Raw genomic sequence first — 582 nt, 5'->3', positions numbered from 1 at the left:
CTTTAAAAAGCAGCTTGACTGTCCTGGCTAATAGCTTTAGACTCATGGCTTTGCGTCCTTACCTTTCGATAAGTTTGCCAATTTACAAAAATAATATTTTTATTAATTTATAAAACTGATATCTGAAAAATATAAGTATGTCTTTAGATCTGCAGTTGCGAACATATTTATCAAATAATAATTATTTAATTCATAAATATATTTTTTGTATTTCTTATTTGATTCTGGCAAAAGCTTATAGTATACTTCCTTAAAAGAAGGAAAAAAATCATTAAAATAAAATATAATGTCTGAGATTCTTTTCCCAACTATAGGATTATTATCAATATCATTTAAATTAAATATTTCTTCAAAATTATCACTAACTTCAATTAAAATAAAATCTGAAAACTTATTCTCATCATTGTATATAGGAATAAAGCTAAAGTAAAAATCAGTATTCACTTTACACTCCATATTTATCACTTCCAATTTCTTTTCTTTTTGTAATGATACCATTTTGAGGTTTTATTTTAATTTTATTTAAGTTTTATTTCAGTTTTATTTAAGTTTTTTTCAGTTTTATTTTTTTGCATAAAAAAA

1 protein-coding gene and 1 riboswitch are annotated in these 582 nt (G+C 22.3%); the gene reads right to left on the bottom strand.

Translation table 11 applies throughout. The annotated features are described in order from the left end of the window. Positions 1 to 5: 5 nt before the first annotated feature. Positions 6 to 89: riboswitch (cyclic di-GMP riboswitch) on the bottom strand. Positions 90 to 102: 13 nt separating this feature from the next. Continuing rightward, complete coding sequence (locus R7P64_RS24435) at positions 103 to 444, bottom strand: hypothetical protein (protein ID WP_318124208.1); 342 nt, start codon at positions 442 to 444, stop codon at positions 103 to 105. Positions 445 to 582 lie beyond the last annotated feature (138 nt).

The sequence above is a fragment of the Vibrio sp. 2304 genome (genome assembly GCF_033339475.1).
Taxonomy (GTDB): domain Bacteria; phylum Pseudomonadota; class Gammaproteobacteria; order Enterobacterales; family Vibrionaceae; genus Vibrio; species Vibrio alginolyticus.
Note: the sequence above shows the minus strand (reverse complement) of the source record. Positions and strands in the feature narration are given on the sequence as shown.